General features: G+C 67.1%; 10 protein-coding genes. 4 read left to right on the top strand and 6 right to left on the bottom strand.

From position 1 onward, the window contains the following. Window positions 1–12 precede the first annotated feature (12 nt). Genes RMO40_RS24255 through RMO40_RS24245 form a run of 3 tightly spaced genes read left to right on the top strand, consistent with a single transcriptional unit; the run spans window position 13 to window position 4,408 of the window. A complete protein-coding gene (locus RMO40_RS24255; protein WP_309726315.1) occupies window positions 13–3,342 on the top strand; it encodes a discoidin domain-containing protein in 3,330 nt (1,109 codons plus the stop codon). Window positions 3,343–3,383: 41 nt separating this feature from the next. Next, the gene (locus tag RMO40_RS24250) at window positions 3,384–3,800 is read left to right on the top strand and encodes a hypothetical protein (protein ID WP_309726313.1); all 417 of its coding nucleotides are present in this window, start codon (window positions 3,384–3,386) and stop codon (window positions 3,798–3,800) included. Between the two features lie 11 nt (window positions 3,801–3,811). Beyond that, window positions 3,812–4,408 (top strand): SCO family protein, encoded by a 597-nt coding sequence (locus tag RMO40_RS24245; protein WP_309726311.1) that lies wholly within the window; start codon window positions 3,812–3,814, stop codon window positions 4,406–4,408. A gap of 7 nt (window positions 4,409–4,415) precedes the next feature. Here the strand turns inward: RMO40_RS24245 and RMO40_RS24240 are convergent, their stop codons facing one another. Both RMO40_RS24240 and RMO40_RS24235 read right to left on the bottom strand, forming a co-directional pair. Further along, window positions 4,416–4,559, bottom strand: a complete 144-nt coding sequence (locus RMO40_RS24240; protein ID WP_309726309.1) for a hypothetical protein — start codon at window positions 4,557–4,559, stop codon at window positions 4,416–4,418. A gap of 6 nt (window positions 4,560–4,565) precedes the next feature. Further along, window positions 4,566–6,509 carry an AAA family ATPase gene (locus RMO40_RS24235; RefSeq protein ID WP_309726307.1) on the bottom strand — a complete coding sequence of 648 codons (1,944 nt, stop codon included), beginning with the start codon at window positions 6,507–6,509 and terminating at the stop codon, window positions 4,566–4,568. Window positions 6,510–6,909: 400 nt separating this feature from the next. Here RMO40_RS24235 and RMO40_RS24230 point away from each other — a divergent pair, with 400 nt between their 5' ends. After that, window positions 6,910–8,133 carry an alkaline phosphatase PhoX gene (locus RMO40_RS24230; RefSeq protein ID WP_309726305.1) on the top strand — a complete coding sequence of 408 codons (1,224 nt, stop codon included), beginning with the start codon at window positions 6,910–6,912 and terminating at the stop codon, window positions 8,131–8,133. 19 nt (window positions 8,134–8,152) lie between these two features. Here RMO40_RS24230 and RMO40_RS24225 read toward each other — a convergent pair whose 3' ends face one another. The 4 genes from RMO40_RS24225 to RMO40_RS24210 form a co-directional block, all read right to left on the bottom strand. Beyond that, entirely contained in the window at window positions 8,153–9,019 is an 867-nt protein-coding gene (locus tag RMO40_RS24225; protein ID WP_309726303.1) for an alpha/beta hydrolase, read from the bottom strand. Window positions 9,020–9,027: 8 nt separating this feature from the next. Further along, a complete protein-coding gene (locus RMO40_RS24220; RefSeq protein WP_309726301.1) occupies window positions 9,028–9,996 on the bottom strand; it encodes an AEC family transporter in 969 nt (322 codons plus the stop codon). Window positions 9,997–10,043: 47 nt separating this feature from the next. Further along, window positions 10,044–10,640: an outer membrane beta-barrel protein gene (locus tag RMO40_RS24215; RefSeq protein WP_309726299.1), complete on the bottom strand. Its 597-nt coding sequence runs from the start codon at window positions 10,638–10,640 to the stop codon at window positions 10,044–10,046. A 105-nt stretch (window positions 10,641–10,745) separates the two neighbouring features. Continuing rightward, the coding region (locus RMO40_RS24210) for a DNA topoisomerase (RefSeq protein ID WP_309726297.1) at window positions 10,746–12,341 on the bottom strand (1,596 nt) is incomplete at its 5' end.

Here is a 12,341-nt window from a genome sequence, read left to right as displayed (position 1 = left end):
GCCAGCAACAACGTGGCCACCACTAGCACCAACGTGGCATGGAACGTGGTGATCCCGGCCATCGCCGCCTCGTGGGTGCGGCTCGAAGCCGTGTCCGAGACCAACGGCCAGCCCTGGACCTCGATGACCGAGTTCAACCTGCTCGATCGCAGCGGCGCCACCATCCCGCGCACCGGCTGGCAGGTGCAGGCCGACAGCCAGGAGGCCGCCTCGGGCAACAACTCGGCCGCCGCAGCCATCGATGGCGACGCCGCCACCTACTGGCACACGCAGTACACCGGCACCACCGCACCGATGCCGCACCGCTACACCGTCAACCTGGGCGGGCCGCGCACCTTCGGCGGCTTCCGCTATCTGCCACGGCCCGCGGCAAGCGGCCTGAACGGCGTGATCGCCGGCTGGAACTTCTACACCAGCAACGACGGCACGAACTGGACGCTGGTGAAACAAGGCAACTTCAACGACTTTGCCGACCGCTCGGCCGAGAAGACGGAAATGATCAACCGCCCGCCCACCGTGCTGGGCGTGGCCAACCGCAGCAGCACCGTGGGCCAGGCGGTCTCGTTCGGCATCAGCGCCGGCGACCCCGATGGCGACACGATCGGCTTCAGTGCCACCGGCCTGCCGACCGGGCTGGCCATCAACACCGCCTCGGGCCTGATCAGCGGCACACCCACCGCCGCAGGCAGCTTCAACGTGACGGTCACGGCCAACGACGGCCGCAGCGGCAGCTCGAGCGTGAACTTCGGTTGGGCCATCAGCGCCTCGGCGCTGGTGATCGAGCCGGTGCTCGCGCCGCCGCAGGTGAGCGGCAACAACGCCACCTTCAACGTGGCCTCGAACGGCGGCACCGGCACACGCTACCGCTGGAACTTTGGCGACGGCACGGCAACCACGGCCTACTCCACCGCCACCAGCATCAGCCACGCCTACGCCGCGCCCGGCCACTACACCGTGACGGTGACGGCCATCGACGTGAACGGCGTGACACGCGACCTGGTGTTCACGCAGGCCGTCTACGCCACCACCACCACGAGCAAGCCCACGCAGTCATCGACGCTCGCCATCGAGAACGCAGCCACACCGCGCGTGTGGCTGGTCAACCAAGACAACGACAGCGTGAGCGTGTTCAACGGCAACACCAATGCGCGTGTCGCCGAGATCAACGTCGGCGGCGCGCCGCGCAGCGTGGCCATCGCTCCCGACGGCCGTGTGTGGGTGACGAACAAGAACGACGCCAGCATCAGCATCGTCAGCCCGAGCACCCTCGCCGTGGTGCAGACGCTGGCGCTGCCGCGGGCCTCCATGCCGTTCGGCATCGCCTTCGCGCCAGACGGCAGCGCGGCGTACGTGGCGCTCGAAGCCACTGGCAACCTGCTCAAGCTGAACGCCAGCACCGGCGCCACGCTCGGCACGGTGTCGGTGGGGGCCAACCCGCGGCATGTGTCGGTCACGGCCGCGAGCAACCGCGTGCTGGTGTCGCGCTTCATCTCGCCACCGCAGCCGGGTGAAGCCACGGCCACGGTGCAAACGCAGGTGGGTGGCGTGAACCGGGGCGGTGAAGTGGTGGTGGTGACCGCAGCCACCATGGCCATCGAGCGCACCGTGGTGCTGCGCCACAGCGACAAGTTCGACGGCTCCATCCAAGGCCGGGGCGTGCCCAACTACCTGCATGGGGCTGCTATCTCGCCCGACGGCGCGAGCGCCTGGGTGCCGTCGAAACAAGACAACCTTCAGCGCGGCACGCTGCGCGACGGAAACGCCCTCGACTTCCAGAACACGGTGCGCGCCATCAGCTCGCGCATCGACCTGGGCACGTTCAACGAAGACTACGCCGCCCGCATCGACCACGACAACTCGAGCCTGGCGAGCGGCGCGGTGTACCACCCGACGGGCGCCTACCTCTTCGTGGCGCTGGAAACCAGCCGCCAGGTGGCGGTGGTGAACCCGTATGGCCGCTTCGAGATGCTGCGCATCGACACCGGCCGCGCGCCGGGTGCGGTGGCGGTGTCGGCCGACGGCTTGAAGCTCTACGTCAACAACTTCATGGACCGCACGCTCGGCATCTACGACCTGCGCCGCCTCGTGAACTATGGCGAGAGCACGGTGCCGGTGTTGGCCTCGCCCGGTGCCATCACCACCGAACGCCTGGCCACCAACGTGTTGATCGGCAAGCAGTTTTTCTACGACGCGAAAGACCCGCGACTCTCGCGTGACTCGTACATGAGCTGCGCCTCGTGCCACAACGACGGCGGGCAAGACGGCCGCACCTGGGACCTGAGCGGCCTCGGCGAAGGCCTGCGCAACACCGCCAACCTGCGTGGCCGCGCGGGTGCGCAAGGCTTCAAGCACTGGAGCGCCAACTTCGACGAGACACAAGACTTCGAAGGCCAGATCCGCACGCTGGCGGGAGGGCGCGGGCTGATGACCGATGCGCAGTTCAACACCGGCACGCGCTCGCAGCCGCTGGGTGATGCGAAGGCCGGCGTGAGTGCCGATCTCGATTCACTGGCGGCCTACCTCGCCTCGCTGAACCAGTTTGCACTGAGCCCGCTGCGCAATGCCGATGGCAGCAACACCGCCGCCGCCAACGCGGGCCGCACGGTGTTCGTGGCGCAGTGCGTCTCGTGCCACTCGGGCACGGCCTTCACCGAAAGTGCTGCGGCCACCCTGCGCAACGTCGGCACCTTGAAGGCGAGCAGCGGCCAGCGCCTGGGCGCACCGCTCACCGGCATCGACACACCAACACTGCGCGACGTGTGGGCCACCGCGCCCTACCTGCACGACGGCTCGGCGGCGACGCTCGGCGATGCGGTCCGGGCGCACACCGGCCTCACGCTGACGACGACGCAAGTCAACGATGTGGTGGCTTACGTGTCGCAGATCGGGCGTGAAGAAACGGCCTCACCGGCGCCCACGCTGGTTGTGAGTGGCCTCACCGTGGCCGACACCGCCAACGCGGCCGACTGGTCGATCCAGAGCAACCTGCAGGTGGGCAACCTGCAGTTCGGTGACCGCACTTTCACGTTCACGACCGTCCCTTCGCAGGTGGCCGGCTCGGTGTGGATTCGGGCCGCCAACGACTCGAAGGGCTTCGCCGGCAACCCGACCGTCACCTTCACCATCAACCGCTCGGCCGATGTGTACGTGGCCGTCGACGACCGCATCGGCGCGCCCTTCGGCTGGATGACCGCGGGTTGGGTGTCCACCGGCATCCGGCTTGTCAACAACGAAGCCACACCCCGGCCGCTGACGCTGTACCGCAAGAACTTTGCGGCCGGCACGGTGAGCCTGGGTGGCGCGGCCACCGGGCACAACATGTACAGCGTGATCGTGAAGTGATGGGCCCTTGGTGGTTCACGGCGTGTGCGAGTGCGGCCGCCTTGGCTGCAGTGCTTGTCACGCCCGGAACCGCGGCGTCGAACGACGGCGCCGTGCAGCGAGGCTTGCAGCTCTACGCGGGGGCCGCGCCGCTGCAAGGCACCATCACCGGCCATGCGGCGCCCTTGCCGCCGGGCGCGGCGCGTTGCATCAACTGCCATGCTTTGGGAACTGCGGGGCCGGCGCGAGCAGCGTCGGCCCCGAGTTCGTTCGGTCCCTTGCTCACGCGCGAACGGCTCACGCAGCGCATCGCGCGCCGCGGCGGGCCACCTTCTGCGTATGACGAAACCAACTTCTGCCGGCTGCTGCGCAGCGGCATCGACCCGGCCTATGTGCTCATCCCACGCGACATGCCGCGCTACACGTTGGCCGACGCCGATTGCCGCAGCCTGTGGCTGTACCTGAACAGCTTGCCTTGAGGAGCCACCCCATGTCTCTTGTCCACCAGCTGCCCCTGCCGCGCCGCCTCGTGCTGCTGCTGGGCGCAGCGGCGTTGCTGCGCGCCGAACGTGCACACGCGCACGCCAACTTCGGCCCGGTGCAGCCGGAGCAACCCGCGCCGAAGCTGCACGTCACCGGCATGGACGGCAAGGCCTTCGACCTCGCCGCCGCCTTGAAAGGGCAGGTGACTGCCCTGCAATTGATCTACACCGGCTGCAGCGCCACCTGCCCGATCCAGGGTGCGGTGTTTGCGCAGACGCAAGCGCTGCTGGCGGCGCACGACAAGGGCCGAGACATCCGCCTGCTGTCGGTCTCGATCGACCCGCTGGGCGATGACGTGAAGGGCCTGCGCGCCTGGCTCGGCCGCCATGGCGCGCAGCCGCAGCGCTGGACGGCGGCCCTGCCGTCGGTGCAGCAGGTCGACCCGCTGCTAAACTTCTTGCGCGGGCGCGCTGCGGGCCCCGACCGCCACACGGCGCAAGCCTTCATCTTCGACCGCCGCGCGCGCCTGATGCACCGCACCGACGACATGCCCGCGCCTCAGTCGCTGGCGAACCTGTTGTTGAGCGTGAGTGCGCGGGTCTGAGCCCGGCTCAGCGCAGGCCGAAGTAGCCCAGAACGAAGAGAACGATGACGACCGCGCCGACAACCCAGATGATTCTGTTCATGCTGATGCTCCTTGCTTGCGCGAGAAGCGCAATGCGGGTCGGCTCGCCCAGCGCGCGCCAATCCCACAAGCGACTCTAGGCTGGCTCGGGGAGCGGCTCTGTGCGCTGTCGCACACAACTGCGCGATCTCGCCGCAGCCTCGGGGCCCAGCAGTTGCTGGAGCTGCTCGCCACCGAGCACTTCCTGCGCCAGCAGGGCCTGCGCCAAGGCTTCGAGCTGAGCGCGCCGGGCCGCCAGCAACTGCTGGCAACGGGCTTGAGCCTGCTCCAGCAAGGCACGGGCTTCGTGCAACACGGCGGCCTGGATGTCCGGGCCCAGCAGCTCTTTGGGAACGCCGGCCACGCTGAGCAGGCCGAAGGTCTTGGAGAAGCCGAGCGAGCCCACCATGTTGATGGCCAGCTCGGAGGCACGCTTCAAGTCGTCTGACGCGCCGCTGGAGACGCTGCCCAGCACCAGCAACTCGGCCTCGCGCCCACCCAGCATCATCGCCAGACGGCCGCTCAGCTCGGCCTGCTGGTACAGCGGGTCTTCGGTGTCGCGGGTGATGTAAGTCACGCCAAGCGCCGGGCCACGCGGCTCGATGGTCACACGCTCGACCGCACCCACACCGAGTGCGTGAGCAACGAGTGCGTGGCCGGCCTCGTGATAGGCCAGGCGGGCGCGGGTGGCTTCGGTCAGCAAGGATTTGATGGCCGAGACCTCACCGCCCAGCTGATGGGTTTCGATCGCGCGCAAGAAGTGTTCGGAAGAGACCTTGGGCGCACCAGCTTCGGCCGCGGTGGAGGCCGCCTTGTTGACGGTGTTGGCGATCTCGGCCGGCGACATGCCCGCCGTCATGCGGGCAAGCAAGCCGGCGTCAGCGCTGCCGTCATGCGTCAGCTTGCCGATGTAGAACTCGAACAGGCGCTGGCGGTCTGGCAAGGTGGGCAAGCCCAGGCGAACCAGCATGTCGAAGCGGCCGGGGCGGCGCATGGCCTCGTCGATGTTGTTCTCGTGGTTGGTGGCCGCCACCACGACCACGTTGTCCATCGGCTCGAAGCCGTCCATCTCGACCAGCACGCGGTTGATGATGCGGTTGAGCTCCGACTCGGCCCCGCCGCCCTGGCCGCCCTGCGTGCGTTTGCCGATGCCATCGATCTCGTCGATGAACAGCACGCACGGCGCGTTCTTGCGCGCCAGCTTGAACAGGTCCTTGACCTTGCTCACCCCTGCGCCGTAGAACATGGCGGTGAAGTAGGAACCATCCACCGCAATGAAGTTGGCTTTGCTTTCGCCAGCCAGCGCCTTGGCGAGCAGGGTCTTGCCGGTGCCGGGTGGGCCCACCAGCAGCACGCCGCGCGGGGCCGAGGCGCCGAGCTTGGCGTAGTGCCCGGGGTCGTGCATGAAGGCCTTGACTCGGTTCAGCGCGGCCTTGGCTTCGTGGCTGCCGATGACGTCTTCAAACTGGGTCTCGGGCCGCAGCGCGAGCTTGGAGGCCGCACCGCCGATGCCGGTTTGCAGCTTGGCGGCCATCAACAGCACACCCACCAGCAGCACCACCAGCAGCAGCGGCGGCAGCAGCGCGTTGGCCGCGTCGAGCATGCGGCGATTGGTGGTGCGCGGGTCGATCTCGACGCTGACCAGGGCAAAGCCGGCTTCGGCGCTCTTGTCGCCCAAGCGGTCGAGTGCGGTGCCGGCACAGCCCATCGCCGTGCAACCGGGCACCCTCGAACTGGCCCTCTCACCGTTCTTCAGCGTGTACAGCACCAGGCCCGGGTGGGCACTGGCCAGGCCAACGGCCGACAGGCTGCCGGCGTCGAGCGCCTGGCGGAACTGCGAGACGTTCTGCTCCTTCGCCAGCCAGTCTTCGGGGGCCTGCTCGAACGCCTGCGCCTCGGGGCTCTTGCGGGCATCGGCCTCGTGCAGCGCCTGCAGGTAGAGCGCGGCCAGGCCCGACAGCAGCAGGGCCGAGGCCAGCAGCGCGAGCGCCACGCCTGGGTGGGCCCGGGCGCGCTTGAGAAGTTTTCTGAACGAATTCATGGGGGGCGGGGGGATGTGGCAGATGTCCCCCTCGTGAAACGATTTTCAGACCCGCGCGCAGCTGTGAAGCGTCAAGCAGGACGGCGAAAGCAGCTCTTATGTCGCGACGGCGGTGAGGGTGGAACGATGCCCACGCAGTCGACGTGTTTTTCGTCGGAGTTTTCCTTAGGCCACTCGAATCAAGCGATCCCACTGGGGTTGTGTTACGCGCGCGGCAGGCGAGACGCTTGCAACACGCTCGACTGCGATACCTCGACGGGGTTTTTGCGATTCGAAGCACCACGCCTATGCTCGCCACCCGCAAGTTGAGGGAACAGGTGATGGCGGCTCATGCATCACCGACATGACACTGAAACTTTCGGCAACTAGCCTGCGGCGCCAAACCTTCATGGAGTGACACATGCGCGATTCCGACCAGAACCCCGACGGCCAACGCCGCGACTTCCTTCGCCGGTCCCTGCTCACCGGCGGCTTGCTGTCGATCGGCGCTCCTGCCGCCTGGGCGCAGGGCCTGCCAGCCGTGCCTGCCAATCCCCTCGGCGAAGAAGGCTTGCAAAGAATCATGGCCGCCGGGAGTTTTGGCGAACTGCAGCCTCCCAATGCCGACGGCATTCGCCTGCCGGTGGGATTCAGGTCGCGGGTGGTGGCACGCAGCGGGTCGCGCGTGGGCACCAGCAGCTACACCTGGCACAGCGCGCCGGATGGTGGCGCCACCTTTGCCACCGCCAACGGGGGCTGGATCTACGTCTCCAACTCCGAGCGCAGCTCGCGCCAGGGCGGGGTGGGCGCGGTGGCGTTCAACTCGGCCGGGGCCATCACCAACGCGTACCGCATCTGCAGCAACACCACCCGCAACTGCGCCGGCGGACCCACCCCTTGGGGAACCTGGCTCACGTGTGAAGAAACCGACCGGGGCCGCGTGCTGGAATGCGACCCGACGGGCGTGAGGGCGCCCATCGTGCGCAATGCGCTGGGCTGGTTCGATCACGAGGCCGTGGCCGTGGACCGGACCACCGGCTACCTCTACCTCACCGAAGACAAGTCCGACGGGCGCCTGTATCGCTTCCTTCCGGCCCGCGCCGGCGACCTGAGCGCAGGCACGCTCGAGGTGGCGCGCCGCACCGGAACATCGGCGCCTTACCAGTTGCAGTGGTTGCGCGTTCCGACGCCCAACCCCAGCAGCACCGGCACCCGCACGCGCCGGCAAGTCAGCCAGAGCAGCAGCTTCAACGGCGGCGAGGGCATCTGGTTCCACAACGGCATGGTGTATTTCACGACCAAGGGCGACAACCGCGTCTGGGCGCTCAACACCAGCAACGACCGTCTCGACATCATTTATGACGACAACACCGCGCCCGACCCGATCTTGTCGGGGGTCGACAACGTGGTGGTCTCCAGCCGTGGCGACATCTACGTGGGAGAAGACGGCGGCAACATGCAGCTGGTCGTGATTTCGCCGGATCGGTCGGTCGCTCCGATCCTGAAAGTCGAAGGCCAGGACGACTCGGAGATCACCGGCCCGGCCTTCAGCCCGGACGGCTCGCGCTTGTACTTCAGCTCGCAGCGCGGTGGCAACGGAAGCGGCATCACCTACGAGGTGACGGGGCCGTTCTCGTCTCTTTGAGTCGCTGACGTGATCGGGCTCAGCGGAGCACGCGCTCGAGCCATTCGATGAAATGCGCCGTCACCTCGGCGCGGTTGGTTTCGTGGAGCACCTCATGGCGTGCGCCTTCGTAGATGCGCACCGTCACGTCGCTCAGGCCTGCGGACTGAAAGCGCTCGACCAGCGGGTTGAAGTAGGCGAGCTGGCGGTGGATCGCATCGGCATCGCCAACAAAGAGGTACAGCGGCAGGTGAGGCGGAATGCGACGCAGCGCCTCGGGCTGGGTGGTGCGCGCATACGCCGCATACATCGACTGGCGCGATTGCAGCTCGAGGCGAAAGCCGCACAGCGGGTCGGCGATATAGGTGTCGACCTCGGCCTCGTCGCGGCTCAGCCAGTCGTAGGGCGTGCGGCGAACAGCGGCGGGGGTGTTGGTGGTTTGCAGCTTCCAGGCCGAGTTGTTGCCAGCCTCGGCGAGGTCGAGCGCCACCGTGCCCGAGAGTGCCGCGCCACGCAGCCGGTGCGCATGGTCGAGCAGGTAGATCTTGGTGGCAAACGAGCCCATGCTGTGGCCGAGCAGGACGAGCGGCACACCGGGGTGGCGCGACTGCGCCAGGTCGCTGACCGCGCGCATGTCGTCCACCAGCCCGGGGAAGCCACGTGGCCCGAGCCGGCCCTTCTCGCCGCGGCGCAAGGCCTCCGGCCCATGGCCACGGTGTTCGTTGGCGAGCACCGCCACACCCACGGCGTTGAGCGCACTCGCCAGCGCGCGGTAGCGCCCCGCGTGCTCGCCCATGCCGTGCGCGACCTGCACCACGGCCCGCGCGGGCGCGGAGGGCAGCCACTCGAAGACCTCGATCGGATAGCCGTCGCTGGCGGGCAGGCGGTGGTGTGTCTCGTGGCGCATCACGCAACTCAAAGCAGGTGGCTCACCACCCACAGCCAGGCCGGCGCGGTGAGCGCGAAGGCGAAGGTCGACAGCGCAATCGCGGCGGTCGCCTCGCCCTCTTGCACTTCATAACGCTGCGCAAAGATCAGCGCGTTGTTGCCCACCGGCAGCGCCGCCGCCATCACCACCACCGACAGCGGCAGGCCGTTCAAGCCAAAGACCCAGTGACCCACCACCAGCACCACCGCCGGCAGCAGCACCAGCTTGAGCAGAGACAAGGTGACGGCGCCCTTCGCGGCCGCTTTCAAGCCGTATTGCGCGAGCGACAAGCCGATCAGCACCAGGCACATCGGCACCACCGCCTGGCCCAGCTGCAGCAGCATCTCGTCGACCACTGCGGGCGTGGGCGCGCCCAGCGCATTCCAGGCCAGGCCGGCGAGGATGGGCAGCACCACCGGGTGGACGATGGTCTTGCGCGCGGTGTCCATCAGCATGCGGCCGACGTGTGCATCGGCCTCGCCGAGGCGGGCCCGCTCGCGCGCCAGGTCCATCTCGACCAGGGCGGTGAGCACGGTGAGCAGCGTGAGCGCATGCAGGCTCACGATGGTGACGTGGATGGACAGGCCGGCCTCGCCAAACATCGCCAGCGCCATCGGGATGCCCAGCTGCACCGTGTTGCCGAAGGTGGCCGTGATGGCGCGCACGCTGGGTGCGGCAACCGGCAAGCCGCCACGGCGGCGCTGCCAGGCATACACGCTCAACATCAGCGCGACCACCGGCACAAAAAACGCCGCCAGCGTGCCCCAGGGCAGGGTGGCAAATTCAATGCGCGAGGTGGTGCGAAACAGCAGCGCCGGCACGAAGATGTAGAAGGCCGCATAGCCGAGCACCCGCGCCGGGTCGTTGGGGCCCAGCCAGCCCTTGCGGCCGACCACGTAGCCGATGACGACCACACCCATGATGGCCAGCAGCTTGAACAGGATGACGGAGAACATTCAGGGCAGGCGAGGCGGCAGCAGGCCCGCCTCGCGGGCGCGGCGGGTCAGGGGAAGTAGTAGTTGAAGTAGACGCCGCCGTGGCTGCCGTCGAGCGACGGCGCGTTGGGGTTGGGGCTGTTCTTGGCCTTGAACTTCTCCGACACGTAGCGCACCTTGATGCCGAATGACTTCAGTGGGAAGAACTCACCTTCGACCACCGTGCCCCAGGTGGGCTTGAAATCCACATCGGCGAGGAAGTTGCTCGCATAGCCGGTGGCGCGGAACTTGGCAGCCGAGGTGTAGCGTGCACCGCCACCCAGCCGGAACCAGTCGTTCATGCGGAAATGGCCCAGCAGTTCGACCGGGGTGCGCTCGAACTTGACGTCGCCGTTCGATGCGTTGGCCCGGTCAAAGTGGTAACTCACCACCGCCTGGGCCGACACCAGCGGCGTGAACTGAAGTTCGATGCCGCCGTTGAAGGCAATCAACCCGCCAGCGTGCACTTTCGCGTCGTCGTCGCTGTCGCGGTAGGTGACGGTGGCGAGGGTGTCGCCACCGAAGGTGAGGCCGCCTCCGATCAAACCACGCACCTGCACACCCTGTGCAAACGCTCCCCCCGCCATGGCCAGGCCGAGGGCGGCGCAGGCAATGCTCTTTTTCATACAAATCCCCTAGATGATGTGTTGGTTGAGACCTCGCGCGCGCCGTCTGATGAGACGCGTCGCGAAGCCTCGGGGATTGTGCCGCAGCCGCTTGCGCGGCCTTCTCTAAGCGGCCTTCTTCGCGGCCGCCTTCTTCGCCGCCGGCGCCTTGGCCGCACGCGGCTGGAATTCGAAGCTGACCTTGCCTTCTTTTTTGTCGAACGCCAGGAAGGCCTTGAACTTGCGCCGCGTCTTGTTGGAGACGAAGTTCTCCAGCAAGTCGGTCTTGCCGGTGGTGAGCAGCTTGCTCATCTGCTCGCGTGCCACTGGCTGCTGCAGGATGATCTTTCCGCTCTTGAAGTCGCAGGTGACGTTGGCACCGACGGCGTGTTCACACACATAGCTGCTGCCGTGTTCAAACACACGCCCCTGGTCCTTGGGGCAGGCCCCAAGCGACTCTTGCGCCGAGAAGTCGATGGGCTCGCCCGACTCGCCTTCTTTCTTGGCGTCTTCGCCGAAGTCGAATTCGAGCTTCCAGTTCTTGATCTCGTCGTCGAACACCAGCTTGAGCTCGGCCGTGAAGGGCCAACCCGCCTTGGAGCGAAAACCTTCGAGCGGGCCGATCTTCTTGTGGGCCAGAAACTCCTCGACCTCGGGCAGCTCGAAGCTGCGGCCACCGGGGATCTTGCCGATGGAGAAACCGCAGCCCTCGGCGTCACCCGTTTTGCCGCTGCAGGTGAAGCGGCGGTAGTTCTCTTTCACCACCCCGCCGCACTGCGGGCAGGGCGTCTTGAGCGTGGCGTAGTCGCCGGGGATGGTGTCGCGGTCGTATTCCTTGGCCTTGGCCACGATGCGCTGCGTCATGGCGGCGATCTCTGCCATGAAGGTCTCGCGGCTGAGCTTGCCCTTTTCCATCTCCGACAACTGGTACTCCCAGTTGCCGGTGAGCTCGGGCTTGGTCAGGTCTTCGACCCCCAGCCCGCGCAGCAGCGTGGTGAGCTGGAAGGCCTTGGCGGTGGGGACCAGCTCGCGGCCGTCGCGGTAGATGTACTTCTCCATCAGCAGGCCTTCGATGATGGCCGCGCGCGTGGCGGGCGTGCCCAGGCCCTTCTCCTGCATGGCCTCGCGGAACTCTTCGTCGTCGATCAGCTTGCCGGCACCTTCCATCGCGGAGAGCAGCGTGGCTTCGGTGTAACGCGCGGGTGGCTTGGTCTTGAGGCCGTTGGCGTCAGCGCTTTCGGTGCGCACCTTTTCGCCCTTCTCCACCGCGACCAGGTTGGCGTCGTCTTCCTGCGCTTCGCGGCCATACACCGCCAGCCAACCGGGCTTGACCATCACCTTGCCGTTGGTCTGAAAACTGTGGCCCGCCGCCACGCTGATGCGCGTGGTGACTTGAAACTCGGCCGGCGGAAAGAACACCGCCAGGAAGCGCTTGACCACCATGTCGTACAGCTTGGCCTCGATCTCGGTCAGGCTCTTGGGCGCCACCAAGGTCGGGATGATGGCGAAGTGGTCCGACACCTTGGCGTTGTCGAAGATGCGCTTGTTGGGCTTGACGTAGCCCTCCTTGATCGCTTTCTTCGCGTGCGTGGCCAAGGCCTTCAGCGGGCCGGGCATGTCTTCGGTGGCGATCATCTCCATGGTGTTCTTCACCACGGCCACATAGTCTTCGGGCAGGTGCTTGCTGTCGGTACGCGGGTAGGTCAGGGCCTTGTGCTTTTC

The organism is Rhizobacter sp., from assembly GCF_031412075.1.
Classification (GTDB): domain Bacteria; phylum Pseudomonadota; class Gammaproteobacteria; order Burkholderiales; family Burkholderiaceae_C; genus Rhizobacter.
The sequence above is the reverse complement of the archived record's forward strand: the minus strand, read 5'-3'. Positions and strand labels throughout refer to the sequence as shown.

Excerpts from the sequence above, each read along its gene's own strand:
- RMO40_RS24245 (WP_309726311.1), top strand. The coding sequence starts at position 3,812 with ATGTCTCTTGTCCACCAGCTGCCCCTGCCGCGCCGCCTCGTGCTGCTG.
- RMO40_RS24235 (WP_309726307.1), bottom strand. The coding sequence starts at position 6,509 with ATGAATTCGTTCAGAAAACTTCTCAAGCGCGCCCGGGCCCACCCAGGC.
- RMO40_RS24230 (WP_309726305.1), top strand. The coding sequence starts at position 6,910 with ATGCGCGATTCCGACCAGAACCCCGACGGCCAACGCCGCGACTTCCTT.
- RMO40_RS24225 (WP_309726303.1), bottom strand. The coding sequence starts at position 9,019 with ATGCGCCACGAGACACACCACCGCCTGCCCGCCAGCGACGGCTATCCG.
- RMO40_RS24220 (WP_309726301.1), bottom strand. The coding sequence starts at position 9,996 with ATGTTCTCCGTCATCCTGTTCAAGCTGCTGGCCATCATGGGTGTGGTC.
- RMO40_RS24215 (WP_309726299.1), bottom strand. The coding sequence starts at position 10,640 with ATGAAAAAGAGCATTGCCTGCGCCGCCCTCGGCCTGGCCATGGCGGGG.